Source organism: Kitasatospora sp. NPDC001132 (assembly GCF_053598415.1).
This window is the reverse complement of sequence record NZ_JBSFKF010000002.1, coordinates 485,904-501,447: the sequence shown is the minus strand read 5'-3', so window position 1 is coordinate 501,447 and position 15,544 is coordinate 485,904. Positions and strand designations below refer to the sequence as shown.

17 protein-coding genes and 1 pseudogene are annotated in these 15,544 nt (G+C 74.6%); 9 read left to right on the top strand and 9 right to left on the bottom strand.

What is annotated here, in order from left to right; genetic code table 11:
• Positions 1-32 precede the first annotated feature (32 nt).
• Positions 33-227: a hypothetical protein gene (locus tag ACWDBE_RS04235; RefSeq protein WP_392879911.1), complete on the bottom strand. Its 195-nt coding sequence runs from the start codon at positions 225-227 to the stop codon at positions 33-35.
• A 397-nt stretch (positions 228-624) separates the two neighbouring features.
• Here ACWDBE_RS04235 and ACWDBE_RS04230 point away from each other — a divergent pair, with 397 nt between their 5' ends.
• The 4 genes from ACWDBE_RS04230 (at position 625) to ACWDBE_RS04215 (ending at position 3,342) form a co-directional block, all read left to right on the top strand.
• Positions 625-1,041, top strand: a complete 417-nt coding sequence (locus ACWDBE_RS04230; RefSeq protein ID WP_449792924.1) for an ankyrin repeat domain-containing protein — start codon at positions 625-627, stop codon at positions 1,039-1,041.
• Positions 1,042-1,065: 24 nt separating this feature from the next.
• The gene (locus ACWDBE_RS04225) at positions 1,066-1,581 is read left to right on the top strand and encodes a GNAT family N-acetyltransferase (RefSeq protein ID WP_449792895.1); all 516 of its coding nucleotides are present in this window, start codon (positions 1,066-1,068) and stop codon (positions 1,579-1,581) included.
• A 52-nt stretch (positions 1,582-1,633) separates the two neighbouring features.
• Positions 1,634-2,722: a serine hydrolase domain-containing protein gene (locus tag ACWDBE_RS04220; protein ID WP_449807166.1), complete on the top strand. Its 1,089-nt coding sequence runs from the start codon at positions 1,634-1,636 to the stop codon at positions 2,720-2,722.
• Between the two features lie 119 nt (positions 2,723-2,841).
• Positions 2,842-3,342 (top strand): NUDIX domain-containing protein, encoded by a 501-nt coding sequence (locus ACWDBE_RS04215; protein WP_449792893.1) that lies wholly within the window; start codon positions 2,842-2,844, stop codon positions 3,340-3,342.
• Positions 3,343-3,349: 7 nt separating this feature from the next.
• Here ACWDBE_RS04215 and ACWDBE_RS04210 read toward each other — a convergent pair whose 3' ends face one another.
• The 3 genes from ACWDBE_RS04210 to ACWDBE_RS04200 all read right to left on the bottom strand — a co-directional run bounded on the left by ACWDBE_RS04210 (position 3,350) and on the right by ACWDBE_RS04200 (position 5,718).
• Positions 3,350-4,000: a vitamin K epoxide reductase family protein gene (locus ACWDBE_RS04210; protein WP_449792892.1), complete on the bottom strand. Its 651-nt coding sequence runs from the start codon at positions 3,998-4,000 to the stop codon at positions 3,350-3,352.
• 88 nt (positions 4,001-4,088) lie between these two features.
• A complete protein-coding gene (locus ACWDBE_RS04205; RefSeq protein ID WP_449792891.1) occupies positions 4,089-4,892 on the bottom strand; it encodes a DsbA family protein in 804 nt (267 codons plus the stop codon).
• A gap of 151 nt (positions 4,893-5,043) precedes the next feature.
• Positions 5,044-5,718: a hypothetical protein gene (locus ACWDBE_RS04200; protein WP_392879896.1), complete on the bottom strand. Its 675-nt coding sequence runs from the start codon at positions 5,716-5,718 to the stop codon at positions 5,044-5,046.
• Between the two features lie 201 nt (positions 5,719-5,919).
• Between ACWDBE_RS04200 and ACWDBE_RS04195 the strand changes: the two genes are divergently transcribed.
• Positions 5,920-6,798: a CHAD domain-containing protein gene (locus ACWDBE_RS04195; protein ID WP_449807165.1), complete on the top strand. Its 879-nt coding sequence runs from the start codon at positions 5,920-5,922 to the stop codon at positions 6,796-6,798.
• 95 nt (positions 6,799-6,893) lie between these two features.
• Here the strand turns inward: ACWDBE_RS04195 and ACWDBE_RS04190 are convergent, their stop codons facing one another.
• Positions 6,894-7,682, bottom strand: a complete 789-nt coding sequence (locus ACWDBE_RS04190) for a uracil-DNA glycosylase (protein ID WP_449807164.1) — start codon at positions 7,680-7,682, stop codon at positions 6,894-6,896.
• 148 nt (positions 7,683-7,830) lie between these two features.
• On the opposite strand from ACWDBE_RS04190, the gene ACWDBE_RS04185 reads away from it, so the two are divergent.
• Both ACWDBE_RS04185 and ACWDBE_RS04180 read left to right on the top strand, forming a co-directional pair.
• The gene (locus tag ACWDBE_RS04185; RefSeq protein ID WP_449787751.1) at positions 7,831-8,823 is read left to right on the top strand and encodes a slipin family protein; all 993 of its coding nucleotides are present in this window, start codon (positions 7,831-7,833) and stop codon (positions 8,821-8,823) included.
• A gap of 102 nt (positions 8,824-8,925) precedes the next feature.
• Positions 8,926-9,375, top strand: a complete 450-nt coding sequence (locus ACWDBE_RS04180; RefSeq protein ID WP_449787750.1) for a CBS domain-containing protein — start codon at positions 8,926-8,928, stop codon at positions 9,373-9,375.
• A gap of 100 nt (positions 9,376-9,475) precedes the next feature.
• On the opposite strand, the gene ACWDBE_RS04175 is transcribed toward ACWDBE_RS04180, so the two are convergent.
• The 3 genes and pseudogenes from ACWDBE_RS04175 to ACWDBE_RS04165 form a co-directional block, all read right to left on the bottom strand.
• Positions 9,476-10,306 carry an SDR family NAD(P)-dependent oxidoreductase gene (locus ACWDBE_RS04175; protein WP_449807163.1) on the bottom strand — a complete coding sequence of 277 codons (831 nt, stop codon included), beginning with the start codon at positions 10,304-10,306 and terminating at the stop codon, positions 9,476-9,478.
• 96 nt (positions 10,307-10,402) lie between these two features.
• Positions 10,403-10,829, bottom strand: a pseudogene (locus tag ACWDBE_RS04170) (PaaI family thioesterase).
• Positions 10,830-10,861: 32 nt separating this feature from the next.
• Positions 10,862-11,485 carry a TetR/AcrR family transcriptional regulator gene (locus ACWDBE_RS04165; RefSeq protein WP_449807162.1) on the bottom strand — a complete coding sequence of 208 codons (624 nt, stop codon included), beginning with the start codon at positions 11,483-11,485 and terminating at the stop codon, positions 10,862-10,864.
• Positions 11,486-11,559: 74 nt separating this feature from the next.
• Between ACWDBE_RS04165 and ACWDBE_RS04160 the strand changes: the two genes are divergently transcribed.
• Together ACWDBE_RS04160 and ACWDBE_RS04155 are read left to right on the top strand one after the other, a co-directional pair.
• Complete coding sequence (locus tag ACWDBE_RS04160; protein WP_449807161.1) at positions 11,560-12,063, top strand: DUF1453 domain-containing protein; 504 nt, start codon at positions 11,560-11,562, stop codon at positions 12,061-12,063.
• Between the two features lie 42 nt (positions 12,064-12,105).
• Positions 12,106-12,609 (top strand): hypothetical protein, encoded by a 504-nt coding sequence (locus ACWDBE_RS04155; RefSeq protein ID WP_449807160.1) that lies wholly within the window; start codon positions 12,106-12,108, stop codon positions 12,607-12,609.
• On the opposite strand, the gene ACWDBE_RS04150 is transcribed toward ACWDBE_RS04155, so the two are convergent.
• Positions 12,606-15,521 carry an FAD-binding and (Fe-S)-binding domain-containing protein gene (locus tag ACWDBE_RS04150; RefSeq protein ID WP_449807159.1) on the bottom strand — a complete coding sequence of 972 codons (2,916 nt, stop codon included), beginning with the start codon at positions 15,519-15,521 and terminating at the stop codon, positions 12,606-12,608. The two genes, ACWDBE_RS04155 and ACWDBE_RS04150, sit on opposite strands and share 4 nt — an antisense overlap.
• Positions 15,522-15,544: the final 23 nt, after the last annotated feature.

Below are 15,544 nucleotides of genomic sequence, written 5' to 3'. Positions count from 1 at the left end.
CCGCGCCCGGGCCGGTACGGGGGAGGACGGGGCTAGAACTTGATGCCGCTGAGCAGGCTGGCGAGACTGGCGCCGCCCGCGGTGATGCTCGGTGCGATCGAGGAGCCGGCGATGTAGAAGCCGAGGAGGGAGCAGACGATGGCGTGGGAGACCTTTAGTCCGTCCCTGCGGAAGAAGAGAAAGGCGATGGTGCCGAACAGGACGATGCCGGAAATCGAGAGGATCACGTTCCGCTCCTCAGGAAGGGGGACAAGCAGGGGTGCTACGGAAAGTGCACTAATCGTGACAAAAAGTAATAGATGATGGAACGGCGCAAATGGGTGGTTCTGCCGTTCAATACCGTTCCGGCGGCCGGGCCGCGGTATGCGGACCGGCCGGGGTGGGGGCCGGGCGTCGCGGGGATTCGGTGTGCCGAGACATTCCCGGGCGGCGGGCGGGAAGTTTCCGGGGGGTCCGGGAAGTTCGCTCGAATGGCTGCGCGACGCGCGCGGTCGCGTGTCGTGGCGGTCGCGGGCCGTCATCCGGATTCCGGACGCCCGCTGGTCCGCGCCGGCAGCGGCCGTTACCGTGCCCTGGGTGCAGTCCCTCCGACCGCCCGACGATCCGACCGGAAAGGCCGCCGCCATGACCGACGCCGCCAGCCGACAGCCCGCCGACGCCCCCGACGCCGAGGTGATCGCGCTCGCCGGGAAGCTCTTCGACGCCGCCCGGGCCGGGGAGACCGACACGCTGTCCGCCTACCTGGACGCCGGCGCCCCGGCGGACCTGACCAACGGCCGCGGCGACACCCTGCTCATGCTGGCCGCCTACCACGGCCACGCCGCCACCGTGGCGGAGCTGCTCCGGCACGGCGCCGACCCGAACCGTGCCAACGACCACGGCCAGACCCCGCTGGCCGGCGCCGTCTTCAAGGGCGCCACGGACGTGCTCGACGTCCTGCTGGCCGGCGGCGCCGACCCGCGGGCCGGCTCCCCGAGCGCCGTGGACACCGCGCGGATGTTCGGCAAGGACGACCTGGTCGCCCGGTTCGAGGTCGGCTGAGCGGGGACCGTAGGCTCTTCGAGCATGAGCACCAGCACCACCCAGGACATCGGCACCGTCGAGTTCCGCATCACCGGCTACGCCCACCCCGACGCCCAGGCCCTGTCGGCGGAGGTGCAGCAGGAGTACGTCCGCCGCTACGGTGACCCGGACGAGACCGTCATGCACCCCGAGGACTTCGAGGCGCCGGCCGGACTGTTCATGATCGCCTACCTGGACGGCCGCCCGGTCGCCTGCGGCGGCTGGCGGGCCAAGCAGGCCGGCCCGGACGACCTGCGCGACGGTGACGCCGAGGTCAAGCGGATGTTCGTGATCCCCGAGGCCCGCGGCCGCGGCCTGGCCCGCGCGGTGCTGCGCCGCCTGGAGCGGACCGCGGTCGAGGCCGGGCGGGGCCGCTTCGTCCTGGAGACCGGCACCGAGCAGCCCGAGGCCGTCGCGCTCTACCAGTCCGAGGGCTACGCCGCGATCCGGAAGTTCGGCATCTACAAGGACCACCCGCAGAGCATCTGCCTGGGCAAGGAGCTGACTCCGGCGGTCTGAGCCCCCGCCGCGCGGGGAAGGCTTCCCTCGGCCAGGGGCGAGGAGGGGACGGATGAGTCGGCGAGCACCTGGACCCGGGGCGCCCGGAGCGGACCGGCTCCCCGGCCTGGCCGCGCCCGGCGGGGAGCTGGACCGGCTGGTCGGGGACGGCGTCCGCACCGTCGGGGCGGGTGCCGTCTGGGCGGTCGGCGATGCCGGCGGCACGCTCGGCGGGGGTGCCCACGGCGTGCTCGGCCAGGGCCCGTACGCGCGGCTGCGACCCGGGCCGGACACGCTGTACGATCTCGCCAGCCTCACCAAGGTCGTCGCGCTCTGGCCCTGCGCTGGGGTGCTGTGGCAGTCCGGCCGGCTCCCGCTGGACGAACCGCTCGGCCGCTGGTGGCCGCCGGCCGCCGGGCGCCCCGCCGGGGCCGTCACGGCCCGTCAACTCCTCGCCCACACCGCGGGGATGCTCCCGTACACCCGCTTCGAGCAGCTCTACGGGCGGAAGTCCGCGGCGATCCGGGCCGGGGTCCTCGCCGCGCCGCTGCACCGGACGCCGGGCACGGTCGTGGAGTACACCGACCGGGCCGCCGTCCTGCTCGCCCACCTGGTGGAGGACCTCGGCGGCGCGCCGCTGGACGAGCTCGCCGCGCGCCTGGTCTGGGCGCCGCTCGGCATGGCCGACACCCGCTACGGTCCGCTCGACGCGGCGTTCGCCGTTCGTACCGCGCCCACCGAGTACGAGGAAGCGGCCGGCACCCACCTGTGCGGCGTCGTCCACGACCCCTCCGCCCGGCTGCTCGGCGGGGTCTCCGGCAACGCCGGGGCCTTCTCCACCGCCCGCGACCTCGCCCGCTTCCTCACCGCGGTGCTCGCCCCGCCGCCCGGGCTCCGCTGGGGCGGGGCGTGGATCGAGGAGTCGCTGCGCGAGCAGACCGGCGGCCTGCTCCCCGCCCGCGGCCTGTCCTGGCTGTACGCCCCCGGCACCGACCCGGCCGAGGGCACCTTCGTCCACTACGGCTTCACCGGCACCGGCTTCTGGGTCTCCCGGCGGCTCGGCCGCTGGGCCCTGCTGCTCACCAACAAGGTGCACTACGACCGGGGCATCGAGCGGCTCACCGAACTGCGCAACGCCTTCCGGCGGGCCGTGTTCGGCTGACGCGCGTCCGAGGCAAGCCGGCGGCACCCATTCGGGTGGATTCGGCGCGAACCGCCGTTTCGCGGAGGGGGATTGCGGCAGATTGTCCTCCGAGAGCGGCAGTCGGCGGAGGAGGCGCGATGACGGACACCTGGGCACTCTCGGAGCAGGAGTGGCTCGCCGGGCTGGTGCGCGCCTACGTCGGGTGCAGTGTGCTGCTCACCGACGAGGCGGGCAAGATCCTGCTGCTGAAGGCCAGTTACCGCGACCAGTGGCAGTTCCCCGGCGGCGGGATGGACCCGGGGGAGGGTCCCGCCGAGTGCGCGGCCCGCGAACTGTACGAGGAGACGGGGCTGTTGGCCGGTCCGCTGCGGCTGCTCGTCGTGGAGTGGCGCGACGCGATCCCCGACCAGGGCGAACACGCCCACCCCGCCGTGCAGTTCATGTTCGACGGCGGAACGGTCGCGGCCGGCGCGGTGATCCGGGCCCAGGCCGAGGAGATCGCCGACCACGGGTACTTCACCCCGGCCCAGGCGGCCGTCCTGCTGCAGCCCGGTGCGGCACGCCGGCTCACCGCGGCCCTGGAGGCCCGGCGGACCGGCGCCGCCGCGCTGCTGCACTCGCCCGGGTACGTCGGGTGAGGGCCGGTCAGAGCAGGGTGCTCCAGTAGTACCAGAACCGGTTGAGGATCAGCAGCGCGATCACCGCCGCCCACAGCACCGGCAGCGCCCAGTGGTACCGGGCCGCCTCCCGGACGGCCGCCCGCAGCCCCGGGCCCACCGGGATCACGCCCGAGCGCAGGTTGTGCAGCGTGGTGTACCAGAACAACACCACCACCGTCGCCCACACCACCATGCAGTACGGGCAGAGCGCGCCGATGTCGTACAGCGCCTGGTAGATCAGCCAGTGCGCGAACACCACGCCCACCGCGGTGCCCGCGTTCAGCCCCAGCCAGAACCAGCGCCGGTACGCGGCACCGGCGACCAGCCCCGCGCCGATCGCCGCCAGCGCGCCGAAGGCGGCCAGCCCGAGCAGCGGGTTCGGGAAGCCGAAGACCTCCGCCTGCTCGGTGCGCATCACCGAACCGCAACTGATGATCGGGTTGATGTTGCAGTTGGGGACGTAGGAGGGGTTCTCCAGGAGGCGGAGCTTGTCGAAGGTCAGGACGGCCGAGGCGGCCAGCCCGACCAGCCCGCCGAGGAACAGCAGGAAGGCGTAGGCCCGGCCGGCGGCGACCGGGGCCCGGCCGGCGTCGTCGGGGGCGGAGCGGGACGGGTGCACGGTGGTAGCAGCGGACATGGCAGCACACTCCGATGGCTGGCTGGGAGGAGCCGGCCCGGCCGGGAGTCGGCCGGGCCGGGTGGTGCCGTACGTGCGGGGCCGCGGCCTACTGGAGGCCGGCGGCCTGCTTCACCTGCGCGGTGAACTGCTCGGGCGAGACCGAGGCGTTGCCGGCGAACAGGTTGATCTGCTTGCCGTCGACCTTGACGGTCGGCGTGCCGGTCACCCCGCTGTCGTTGAACGCGTCGGAGACCTTGGCCGCCCACGGGGCGTAGGTCCGGTCGGTGACCGCCTTCACGAAGGCGTCCGTCTTCAGGCCCGGCACCTGGCCGGCCAGGTCCAGGATGTGGTTGACGTCGCCGAAGGCGTCGCTGCGCTCGTCCGGCTGGTTGGCGTACAGCACGTCGTGGAACGCCTTGAACTGGTCCACGCCCTCGTTCAGCGCGGCGCCGACGGCGGCCAGCGCGGTGCGCGAGCCCTTGCCGCCGAGGTTCTTGTCCAGGAAGGCCGCCAGGTGGAAGTCCACCTTGATCTGGCCGTCCTCGGTGAGCTTCTTGACGGTCTCGCCGTTCGCCGCCTCGAAGTGCTTGCAGACCGGGCAGCGGAAGTCCTCGTAGATCTCCATGGTGTGCGGGGCGTCCGCCTTGCCGTAGGTGACCACCGTGCCGTTCGGGCCGGAGGCGTTGGCGGGCACGACCAGCGGAGCCGAGGCGGCGGCGGAGGACTTGTCGTTCTTGTCCGAGGCCGAGCCGATCGCGACGGCCACGCCGCCCGCGAGGGCCAGGACGACGACGGCGGAGACCGTCACCACGATCCGCTGACGACGCTTGGCGGCCTGCTTCTCGCGGCGCTGCGCCTCCTGGATCCGCTCACGGGCACTGACGCGCTTCTTGTTCTTGTCCTGCGACATGGGGAAGTCAACTCCTGTACGCGGCGCGCGGGTGCGCGCGGGGAGCCGCACCGGGTGCGGCTTGGTCGGTGAACGCGGGAGTCGTGCGCACTGCCTGCGGGCGTGCCGGGGCCGTTCGGCCGGGTACGGGGGGATCAGCCGGGAGAGGTGATCAGCAGGCAGGCGCGAAGGCGGGCGGGCCGCGCCGGGGCGCCGGGCTCAGCACCACGTCCTCGCGGCGCGGCCGGGCACGGTCCGACTCCGGCAGCGGCACCCGCAGCACCGGACGCACCGGAGCCGGGACCAGCAGGACGACCAGGGCGTGCAGCGGGGCGGCCAGCGACTGGCGCAGTGCGCACAGCGCCCGGGCCAGGCCCGACAGGGCGGCGTCGCCCATCCGCAGCCAGGCCGAGGCGGCCAGGGCGATCACCACGTGCACCAGCAGGAGCAGCAGCTGGGTCGCGGCGGGGGCCAGCTGCCCGGCGTGGCCCAGCGGGCCTGCCAGCAGTGAGCCGTCCACCGAACCGCCGCCACAGACCAGCAGGTTCACCCCGCGTGCGGGCACCTGACCGGTCAGCACCGGCGAACAGCCGGCCTGGCCCAGGTTGAACGTGGTGTTGAGCAGCAGCTCGACCGGCACCATCACGCCGGAGATGTGCAGCATCCGCCGCTCCCCGCCGGCCAGCACGGCGGCGACCAGGAAGACGACGGCCCCGGCCGAGGCCACCAGCGTCAGCGGCAGCGGGCGGCCCGTGATGACGACCTGGCCCAGCGCGGCCATGGGCACGGCGAGCGCGGTGAACACCGCGGCCCGCAGGGCCCTGGTCGTGGGGGAGGAGGTCGTCACGCTCCGGAGTATGTCATGGGGTCCGCGCCCGGCACGAGGGCCCGTAGGTCCCTGGTGCGGCTGACGCGCGCTCAGTAGCCTGCGAGGTCCGCCACGAGTTCGGCCGGGGATCACCCGCCGGGTTGCCGCCCGGTCGACAGCGGCCGTCCGCGGATTAGTCTGGAAGACGTTCCCGCTGACCCGACGAGGGGGCGAGCGCGCATGGCGAGACCCGATCCCACGGTGGGGGAGGTGCTGCTGGCCCGCATCGGGGCGCAGACGGCGGAACTGGCCGGCCTGGACGACGCCGTCCGGGCGGACGAGCCGGACGCCGTGCACCGGATGCGGGTCGCCTGCCGCCGGCTGCGCAGCGCCCTGCGGACCTTCCGACGGCTGTTCATCCCCGGTGCCACCGACGAGCTGGTCGCCGACCTGCGCTGGCTCGCCGCCGCCCTCGGCGCGGCACGGGACCGCGAGGTGCTGGCCGAGCGCCTGGCCGCCGAGGCCCGCGAGCTGCCCGCCGAGTGCGAGCCGCAGCGGGTCGCCGCCGCGCTGGAGCGGTGGGGCCGGGCCGAGTACCGCGAGGTGTGGCCCGAGGTGGTCGCCGCCCTCGACAGCCCCCGCCGCCGCGCCATGGGCGAGGCCCTCGCCACCCTGCTGGCCGACCCGCCGCTGCGACCGCGCGCCGCCCGCAGCGCGGTCCCGGAGCTCTCCCGGATCGCCGCCCGCGAGCAGCACCGCACCGCCGAGCGTGTCCGCACCGCCCTCGCCGCCGCCCCCGCGGACCGGGCCGTCGCCCTCCACCAGGCCCGCAAGGCGGCCAAGCGCGCCCGCTACGCCGGCGAGACCGCCGCCGCGGCGATCGGCGCCCGGGCCGAGCGCTACGCCCGGCGGATGAAGGCCGTCCAGGACGTCCTGGGCGAGCACCAGGACGCGGTGGTCGCCGCCGGCACGCTCGCCGCCCACGCGGCGGGCAGCGGCGAGCCGTTCGGCTACGGGGTCCTGTACGGCCGCCAGCTGGCCACCGAGGAGGCCGCCCGGCGACGGCTGCCGGACGTCTGGCGGCGGGCGGGCAAGCGCAAGCTGGCCCGGTTCGGCTAGCGCCCGGGCGGTGTGCCCCGGAACACGGGCGCGTCCTGCGGTGTCGTGCTCGGTCGGCGCCCGGGTGCACCTGCGGGCGCGGTTGGCGCTTGGGGCTACCGGGGGTCGAGCCCGGCCGAGCGGGCTGCCTCGCGCAGCAGGTCGCGGAGCATCGTGGTGGTCAGCCGACCGGTGTTCGTGTTGCGGGGGCTCACGTGGTAGCAGCCGTACATCCGCAGCTCCGGGCCGCCGTCGCGGGCCGGGAAGGTGGCCAGGGTGGCGTGGCCGAAGGCGGGGCGGGGCCGCGGGACCTGCCAGCCGGAGTCGGCGATCACCGGCAGCATCGCCTGCCAGGCGAAGCCGCCGAGGGCGACGACGGTGCGCACGGTGGGGCGCATCAGCTCCAGCTCCCGGCTGATCCAGGGCCGGCAGGTGTCGCGTTCCGCGGTGCTGGGCCTGTTGTCCGGCGGGGCGCAGCGGACCGGGTCGGTGATCCGGACGCCGGACAGCTCCAGCCCGTCGCCGTGGCGGACGGACACGGCGCGGTTGGCGAACCCGAGCTCGTACAGGGCGGCGTAGAGCAGGTCGCCGGAGGGGTCGCCGGTGAAGATCCGGCCGGTGCGGTTGGCGCCGTGGGCGGCGGGGGCGAGGCCGACCAGGACGAGCGGGGCGTCCGGCGGGCCGAAGCCGGGGACGGGGCGGGCCCAGTAGTCCCAGTCCTGGTAGGCGCGGCGTTTGGTGCGGGCGGTCTCCTCGCGCCACTGGACCAGGCGCGGGCAGGCCCGGCAGCCGGTGACGACGCGGTCCAGCGCGGCGAGCGTGCCGGCCCGGGCGGCCGCCTCGGCGGGGTGCCGGGGGTCGTCCGGGTCGTCGGCGGGGGAGGAGGGCGCGGCCACGGTCGGCATGGTCGAGATCCTAGGGGCTTCCGGGCGTTCGTTCCGGCGTCGGCCGGGCAGGCGTAGCGTGGAATCAGTTGCTCCGGCGGTCCCCGGCCGGTCCGGGTCGGGGCCGGCCGGACGCGCCGGTGTGTGCGCAGGCCGCAAGGAGGCCGCGATGATCGTCGATGCGGTGCTGGGCGCCCTCGCGGGGCTCGCCGGGCTGGGGGCGATCTGGGCGAGCATGAGCATCAGGGTCGTCCAGCAGTTCCAGAAGGGCGTGGTGTTCCGCTTCGGGAAGGTGCGCGACGAGGTGCGCGCTCCCGGGCTGGTGGCGCTGATGCCGATCGCGGACCGGCTGCGCAGGGTGAACGTGCAGATCGTGACGATGCCGATCCCGGCGCAGGAGGGCATCACCCGGGACAACGTGACCGTGCGGGTGGACGCGGTGGTCTACTTCCGGGTGGTGGACCCGGTGAAGGCCACCGTCAACGTGCAGGACTACAACTTCGCGATCTCCCAGGTCGCGCAGACCTCGCTGCGCTCGATCATCGGCAAGAGCGAGCTGGACGACCTGCTGGCCAACCGGGAACCGATCAACCAGGGGCTGGAGTTGATGATCGACAGTCCGGCGCTGGGCTGGGGCATCGAGATCGACCGGGTGGAGATCAAGGACGTCGCGCTGCCGGAGTCGATGAAGCGCTCGATCGCCCGGCAGGCGGAGGCCGAGCGGGAGCGGCGGGCCCGGATCATCACCGCGGACGGCGAGTACCAGGCCTCGGAGCGGCTGTCGGAGGCCGCGGCGGTGATGAGCGCGACCCCGGCCGCGCTCCAACTTCGGCTGTTGCAGACCGTGGTGGAGGTGGCCGCGGAGAAGAACTCGACGCTGGTGCTGCCGTTCCCGGTGGAGCTGCTGCGCTTCCTGGACAGCGCGACGGAGGTCCAGCAGCGGAACCTGCTCACGGCCGCCGCGGCCGCGGCCGGGGCGAAGGCCGCGGAGGAGGCGGTGGAGAGCGGCGAGGTCCCGGAGGAGGAGCTCGAACCGGACCAGCCCCGGCACGAACTCCCGCCGCTGGAGGAGGTGCTGGAGCGCTCGCCGCTGAACCGTACGGAGTCGCCGGACGGTCGGATCGAGCCGGACGAGGCCACCGGGCCGGGCGGAGGGGGCTGAGCCCACCGCCCGAGCGGGACGGGCGGGACGGCCCCGGTGGCGTCGGCCATCCACCCGGACCACGATGGACGAGAGAGGGGAAGCCAGGTCAGGAGGCGGACCATGACCAAAGCCAGCGACATCATGCACCCGGGCGCGGAGTGCATCCGCGAGCACGAGACGCTCGCGGCTGCCGCCCGGATCATGCGGGAACGCCATGTGGGCGCCCTGCCCATCTGCGGGCCGGGCGACAAGCTGTCGGGGATCTTGACCGACCGGGACATCGTGCTGCGCTGCGTCGCCGAGGGCCGCGACCCGGCGTCCGTGACGGCGGGCGAACTGGCGCAGGGGCGGCCGATGACGGTGGAGGCGGACGAGGACTGTGACCAGGTGCTGCGGGTGATGGAGCAGTACCAGGTGCGTCGGCTGCCGGTGATCAACCATCCGGAGCACAAGCTGGTCGGCATGATCAGTGAGGCGGACATCGCGCGCGGTCTGCCGCAGGCACGGGTCGCCGAGTTCGTGGCGGCGGTCTGCGCGGAGGAGGCGCCCGCGGGGGCCGCCCAGGGCTGACCCGCCCGGGACGACCGCCCGGGGGCTGAAGCCGTCGTGCGCACGTGGGCCGTGGCCCCGCCCCCGCCGGGGTGGAGCCACGGTCGCTTGGTCGTGCCGGTCAGGCGGCCGGGGCGGCGGGGCCGTGCGCCTCGAGGGAGAGTTCGGCCCACTCGGCCCAGCCGGCCAGCCGGTCGGCGTAGACCTGCTGGAGTATCGGCCGGCCCTGGGCGCCGAAGAACACCCGCAGCGGCGGCCGCTCGGCGTCGACGAGCCGGAGCAGGGCCCGGCCCGCCGCGGCCGGGTCGCCGACGTCGAGTGAGGCGGCGTGGGCGGCGAAGGCCGCGCGCAGCCCGTCGTAGTGCGGGTCGGCCTCGGCGCGTACGGCGGAGGCGACCGCGTCGGTGGCGTAGCTGCCCGGCTCGACCACGGTCACCTTGACGCCGAACCCGGCGACCTCCTGGGCGAGCGCCTCGCTCAGGCCCTCCAGGGCCCACTTGGAGGCGCAGTACCCGCCGCCGAGCGGGAACGCGGCGACGCCGGCGACCGAGGAGATCTGGACGACGTGCCCGGAGCCCTGGGCGCGCAGCAGGGGGAGTGCGGCCTGGACGACCCGCAGCGGGCCGAACAGGTTGGTGTCCAGCTGGTCGCGCAGCTGCTCCTCGGAGAGTTCCTCGACGGCGCCGGACAGGCCGTAGCCGGCGTTGTTCACGAGGACGTCGAGCCGGCCGAAGTGCCGGTGGGCCCGCTGGACGGCGCGGTGGACGGCGTCCCGGTCGGCGACGTCCAGCGGGAGCGGGAGCACCGCGTCCCCGTGGGCGGTGACCAGGTCGGCGAGCCGCGCGGTGTCGCGGGCGGTCGCGGCCACCTTGTCGCCGCGGGACAGGGCCGCCTCGACGAAGGCGCGGCCGAGGCCGCGGGAGGAACCGGTGACGAACCAGACCTTGCTCATGTGTGCGCTCCACTGTGTCCGATGACGGGGTCCGATGACCTGGCGGCATCAGGACACCGGCGGGCACGGCGGTGTGACACCCGGGTGGTGGCCGGGTCAGCCCAGGGCGTAGACGGCGGTGGCGTGGGCGGCCGGGTCTGCGGTGTCCTCGGGGCTTTCGGCGCCATCGGGGGTGAGGGTGATGTCGAGGAAGGCGATCCGGCGGCCGAGTTTGGTGATCCGGGCGTGCACCAGGAGGTCCTGGGCGAGTACGGCCCGCTGGAAGGCGGCGGACTGCTGGACGGTGGTCATCGGGCCGAAGCCGCCGCGGGCGGCCGAGAGGGCGATCACGCAGGCCGTGTCGGCGGCGGCCATCAGCGCCTGGCCGGACAGCGCGCCGCCCTGGCGGGCGAGCTGGTCGGACGAGGGCAGCCGCAGTACCGCGTGGCTCGCCGGTCTCGACGGTCGACAGCCCCAGGTCCCGCACCCAGGGAGCGAAGTGCTCGGTCAACAGCTTGTCCGCGTCGGCGGTGGTGAGGGTCATCGCGCCATTGTGCGGGGTGAGTAGACGTTCCGTCAGGAGGTCGGTGCGGCAAGGGTGTCGAGGTGTCGGCGCAGTACCGCGCGCAGGTCGTCCGGGCCGACCAGGTCGGGGTGTTGGACGGCCTGGAGGGCGAGGCCGTCCAACAGGGCGGAGAGCCGGCGGGTCTCGAGCTCGAGGTCGAGGCCGGGGGCCAGGCCGCCGGCGCGTGCGGACTCGGCGAGGACGCGGCGGACCAACTCGTCGAGCCCGGAATGCAGTTCGGCGGCACGGGGCCGCAGGCCGGGCCGGGTGCGGGCGGCGGTGACGAAGGAGAGCCAGAGCGCGGACTCCTCCCGGCGCGCGGCGTCCAGCGGGAGGGTTTCGGCGAGCAGTCGGACGGTCCGCTCGCGCCGGTCGGTCCCGGCGGCGGCAGGGTCGAGCAGGGCGGCGGCGTGGACGCGGATGCGGGTCTCGATCCGGTGGGCCAGCTCGCCCATCGCGAAGACCATCAGCTCCGAGCTGCCGGCGAAGTAGTGCCGCACCGAGCCGACGGCCAGTCCGGCTTCCTCGGCGACGTTGCGCAGTGAGGCGTGCTCCAGTCCTTCGCGGGCCGCGACGCGCAGGACGGCGTCGGCGACGGCCTGGCGGCGTTCGGCGGGGTCGACGATCTTCGGCATGTTGCCGTTATAGCACGGGCGAGCTAAATTGCTGATTTAGCACGGTCGAGCTACAAAACTTTGGGGGAGCGGGAATGAACGGCTGGGTGCACGTGGGGCTGATCGCCGCCGTGGTCGTGGTGGTCGTGATCCTGCGGCTGCGAGGCGAACCGCTCAACGCCCGGGACCTCTTCGCGCCGCCGGTGGTGCTCACCGGCCTCGGCGTGTGGGCGCTCGCGCAGCGGCACGGCCTCGGTGCGGCCGACTACGGCTGGATCGTGGCGGGCGCCGCGCTCGGCGTCGCGCTGGGGGCGGTGCGCGGCGCGACCGTCCGGGTCTACGAGCGCGAGGGCGTGCTGTGGCAGCGCTACACCGGGTGGACCTTCCTCGTCGCGGCGCTCTCGCTCGCCGTGATGGCCGGCTTCGCCGCGCTCGCCGCGCACTTCGGCCTGGCCGCGGACGCTCGGCCGGTCCAACTGTCGATCGGCGTGGGCTTCCTCGGGGAGGCCCTGGCGGTCGGCCTGCGGGGGCTCTCCTCGGGGGTCCCGTTCGCGCCGGAGGGGCAGGGCTCGAGCCCGCTGGATCGACTCCGTCGGTAACTTCGGTTGTCGTGACCGAGCTTGGAAACTAAAGTTGTCGATATGACCGTCGTGGAGATCACCCATGAGGAACGGGCCGAACTGGCCAAGGCCCTTCTCGATGCCCTTGGCCCCCTCGCCGCCGCCGTGCGCGCCCGCACGACCGGCCTGCCCGCGGAGCGGATGTGGAACGCCGATCCGGTCGAGGTGGCCCTCTCCGTGCTGTCCGCCTGGAAGCTGGTGGACACCGAGGTCAAGCGGCTCGCCGCGGGCGCGGCCGCCACCGCGGGGTCCTACGGTGCCAGCTACGAGCGACTCGGCGCCGCCTGGGGTATCACCCGACAGGGAGCCAGGAAGAAGTGGCCGGAGGCCGTCAGTCGCCCGGTGGCGAAGTCTGACTCGCTCGAACTCTTCGGTGGTACTGCGGAGTTGGTCGAGACGGTCGGCGGTTGGCGCTGGGTGGCCACCGGCGCCGACGGCGCCACCGGCGAGGCGGCCGACGAGCACCGGACCCGGGAGGAGGCCGCGGCGCACGCCGGGGCCTTCCTCGCCGCGCACGCGCGTTAGCGGCGCAGTTCCCGGGCGATCAGCTCCGCCAGGTGCAGGGCCTGCCGCCCGTCGGCGAGTTGGGCGATCTGGGTGCGGCAGCTGAAGCCGTCCGCCAGCACCACCGTCGCCGGACCGGCCGCGCGGACCTCGGGCAGCAGTACCCGCTCCGCGATCGCCACGGACACCTCGAAATGCCCTTGCTCGAAGCCGAAGTTGCCCGCCAGGCCGCAGCAACCGGCCTCCAGTACCCGGTTGTTCAGACCGAGCCGGGCCTCCACCCGGCGGTCGGCGGCGCTGCCGAGCACCGCGTGCTGGTGGCAGTGGGTCTGGGTGAGGGCGTCCAGCCGGATCCGGGGGAGCGGGGCGTCGGGGGCGTACTCGTCGAGGAACTCGGCGAAGGTGCGGGTGCGGTCGGCGAGCGGGCGGCCCTCGGTGCCGAGCAGTCGGGGCAGGTCCTCGCGCAGGGTCGCGGTACAGCTCGGGTCCAGGCCGACCACGGGGGTGTCGGCCGGGAGACCGGTTCCGTCCAGCGTTCGCAGGCTGCGCCGCAACACCCTTCGGGCAGTGCCGAGTTGGCCGGTGGAGTGCCAGGTGAGCCCGCAGCAGACCGGGCCCGAGGGCAGCCGGACGTCGAAGCCCAGGTGCTCCAGCACCTCGACGGCCGAGCGCGGCACGTTCGGCTGGAGGTGCTCGGAGAAGGTGTCCGGCCACAGCAGCACCGGCCGGGCGCCCGCCGGAGCCGGGTGCTCGGCGCGGTGCCGCCGGTACCAGGCGGTGAAGGTCTCCGGCGGGAAGACCGGCAGCACCCGGCGCCGGTCGATCCCGCCGAGCCGCTTGAGCAGAGCGCCGGCCCGGGAGCGGGCGAGCGTGTTGGCGGCCCCGGGCGCGAGAGCGACGACCCGCAGCCAGAGCGGCAGCCAGCCCATCGAGTAGTGCGCGAGCGGACGCGGCCGGTGCCGGTAGTGCTGGTACAGGAACTCGGACTTGTACGTCGCCATGTCGACGTGCACCGGGCAGTCGCTCGCGCAGCCCTTGCAGCTCAGACAGAGGTCCAGCGCCTCGCGGACCTCCTGCGAGCGCCACCCGTCCGCGACCGCTGCCCCGGCCCGGCGGCCGGGAGGCGCCCCCATCCCCCGCAGCATCTCGGCGAGCAGCCGGGCCCGCCCCCGGGTGGAGTGCCGCTCCTCGCTGGTGGCCAGGTAGCTCGGGCACATCACCCCGCTGCCCGGGGCCACGCACTTGGCCACGCCCACGCAGCGGTGCACCGCCTTGACCAGGCTGCCGCCGTCCTGCTCGTACGGGAGCGCCAGTGGCAGCGTGCGGCGCGGGGCGGTGACGAAGCGCAGGTCCGCGTCGAGCGGGCGGGGATCGACCAGGGCGCCCGGGTTGAGCAGGTTCTCCGGGTCCCAGATCCGCTTGAACTCGCCGAACAAGCCGATGACTTCGGGCGGGTACATGCGCGGCAGCAGCTCCGCCCTGGCCTGCCCGTCGCCGTGCTCGCCGGAGAGCGAACCGCCGTACGAGACCGCCAGATCGGCCGCCTGCTCCAGGAACTCCCGGAAGACCAGCACCCCTTGGGGCTCGTCCAGCGGGAAGTCGATCCGCAGGTGCACGCAGCCGTCGCCGAAGTGCCCGTACGGGACACCGCGCAGGCTGTGCCGGCGCAGCAGGGCGCGCAGGTCCCGGAGGTAGTCGCCGAGCCGCTCGGGAGGGACGGCGGAGTCCTCCCAGCCGGGCCAGGCCTGGCCGCCTCCGGGCAGCCGGGTGACGATCCCCGCGCCGGCCTCCCGGACGGCCCACAGCTGGCGCCGCTCGACCGGGTCGGTGACCAGCGCGACGGTGGCGGAGCGTTCGCGGCGCACCTCGTCGGCGAGTCGGCGGGCGGCCTGGTAGGCCGCCAACGGGGTGTCGCCGCCGGTCTCCAGGAACAGCCAGCACTCGCCGGCGGGCAGCCGGTCCAGCGCGGGCGGCCGGGGCCCGGCGGCGAGCAGCGCGGCGATCAGGTCGGCCGCCATGCCCTCGGCGGTCAGCGGGCCGTGGGGCAGCAGCGCCGGGACGGCGTCGGCGGCGGCGCCCTCGTCGGGGTAGCCGGCCACCACCAGGGCTCGCGCGGGCGGGTCCTCGACCAGTCGGACGGTGGCGCCGAGCAGCAGCGCGCAGGTGCCCTCGGTGCCGGTGAGCGCCCGGGCCAGGTCGTGGCCGTGCTCGGGCAGCAGCGCGTCCAGCGGGTAGCCGGAGGTGCGGCGGGGCAGCTGCGGCATGCCCTGCCGGATGACGGCGAGGTTGCGGTCGGTGAACTCCTGTAGCTCGGCGTGGAGTCGACCGACCCTTCCGGGCCGCGCGGCCAGCGCGGCACGCTCCCGGGAGGTGAGCCGTCCGCCGACGGTCAGCTCGGTGCCGTCCGCGAGAAGCAGCTCCAGCCGCTCGACGTTGTCGGCGGTGCGCCCCCAGGCGAGCGAGTGCGAGCCGCAGGAGTCGTTGCCGATCATGCCGCCGATGGTGCAGCGGCTGTGCGTGGACGGGTCGGGGCCGAAGCGCAGCCCGTACGGTCTGGCGGCGCGCTGGAGGTCGTCCAGCACGGTGCCGGGCTGGACGCGCGCGGTGCGGGCCTGCGGGTCGAGCTCCAGCACCGCGCCGAGGTGGCGGCGGAAGTCCAGCACCACCGCGCCCGGGCCGATCGCCTGCCCGCCGATGCTGGTCCCGGCCCCGCGCGCCACCACCGGCACCCGGTGCTCGCGGCACAGCGCCAGTGCCGTGCGCACGTCGTCGAGGTCGGCGGGTTTGACCACGCCCAGCGGCAACTGCCGGTAGTTGGAGGCGTCCTGGCTGTAGACGGTGCGCTCGGCGGCGCCGAAGCGGACCTCGCCGCGCAGCACGGCGGCCAGCTCACGGGCCAGCGCGGCCCCGGGTACGGCGGACGGACGGCTCACCAGGGACCTCCCGGGCGGGTGCG

What these genes read in the sequence shown, in the direction of transcription:
- ACWDBE_RS04230 (WP_449792924.1), top strand. Translation starts at nt 625, where the DNA reads ATGACCGACGCCGCCAGCCGACAGCCCGCCGACGCCCCCGACGCCGAG.
- ACWDBE_RS04195 (WP_449807165.1), top strand. Translation starts at nt 5,920, where the DNA reads ATGGCGAGACCCGATCCCACGGTGGGGGAGGTGCTGCTGGCCCGCATC.
- ACWDBE_RS04155 (WP_449807160.1), top strand. Translation starts at nt 12,106, where the DNA reads ATGACCGTCGTGGAGATCACCCATGAGGAACGGGCCGAACTGGCCAAG.
- ACWDBE_RS04175 (WP_449807163.1), bottom strand. Translation starts at nt 10,306, where the DNA reads ATGAGCAAGGTCTGGTTCGTCACCGGTTCCTCCCGCGGCCTCGGCCGC.
- ACWDBE_RS04225 (WP_449792895.1), top strand. Translation starts at nt 1,066, where the DNA reads ATGAGCACCAGCACCACCCAGGACATCGGCACCGTCGAGTTCCGCATC.
- ACWDBE_RS04215 (WP_449792893.1), top strand. Translation starts at nt 2,842, where the DNA reads ATGACGGACACCTGGGCACTCTCGGAGCAGGAGTGGCTCGCCGGGCTG.
- ACWDBE_RS04160 (WP_449807161.1), top strand. Translation starts at nt 11,560, where the DNA reads ATGAACGGCTGGGTGCACGTGGGGCTGATCGCCGCCGTGGTCGTGGTG.
- ACWDBE_RS04190 (WP_449807164.1), bottom strand. Translation starts at nt 7,682, where the DNA reads ATGCCGACCGTGGCCGCGCCCTCCTCCCCCGCCGACGACCCGGACGAC.
- ACWDBE_RS04220 (WP_449807166.1), top strand. Translation starts at nt 1,634, where the DNA reads ATGAGTCGGCGAGCACCTGGACCCGGGGCGCCCGGAGCGGACCGGCTC.
- ACWDBE_RS04210 (WP_449792892.1), bottom strand. Translation starts at nt 4,000, where the DNA reads ATGTCCGCTGCTACCACCGTGCACCCGTCCCGCTCCGCCCCCGACGAC.
- ACWDBE_RS04205 (WP_449792891.1), bottom strand. Translation starts at nt 4,892, where the DNA reads ATGTCGCAGGACAAGAACAAGAAGCGCGTCAGTGCCCGTGAGCGGATC.
- ACWDBE_RS04185 (WP_449787751.1), top strand. Translation starts at nt 7,831, where the DNA reads ATGATCGTCGATGCGGTGCTGGGCGCCCTCGCGGGGCTCGCCGGGCTG.
- ACWDBE_RS04180 (WP_449787750.1), top strand. Translation starts at nt 8,926, where the DNA reads ATGACCAAAGCCAGCGACATCATGCACCCGGGCGCGGAGTGCATCCGC.
- ACWDBE_RS04165 (WP_449807162.1), bottom strand. Translation starts at nt 11,485, where the DNA reads ATGCCGAAGATCGTCGACCCCGCCGAACGCCGCCAGGCCGTCGCCGAC.